Origin of the sequence: Psychrobacter sp. S1-30-MNA-CIBAN-0213, assembly GCF_040309845.1 — a bacterium.
GTDB lineage: Bacteria > Pseudomonadota > Gammaproteobacteria > Pseudomonadales > Moraxellaceae > Psychrobacter.
The window spans coordinates 1-244 of sequence record NZ_JBEOPE010000156.1; the positions used below are offsets into that span (position 1 = coordinate 1).

1 pseudogene is annotated in these 244 nt (G+C 50.0%); it reads left to right on the plus strand.

Features of this window, described 5'->3' with window-relative positions:
• Nucleotides 1-244: pseudogene (locus tag AAEY87_RS14330) on the plus strand (carbohydrate kinase); the annotation flags it as partial.

The following is a 244-nucleotide window of genomic DNA, read 5'->3' on the forward strand; positions in this document are numbered from 1 at the left end:
GGAAAAAGACTGCGCACTATGTCAATCTCTCCGCCTACCTCACCTATCAACTCACAGGCGAACTCGCTGATTCGACAGGCCATTCGGTTGGCTACCTGCCTTATGACTACAAAGCGCAAAAGTGGTTAAAAGCCAAAGATTTAAAGTGGCGCTTATTCAGCTGTCGACCAGAGCAAATGCCCAAAATCGTCTTACCGGGTCAATCGTTAGGTCACATCAGCGCGCAAGCTAGCGAGGTCACAGG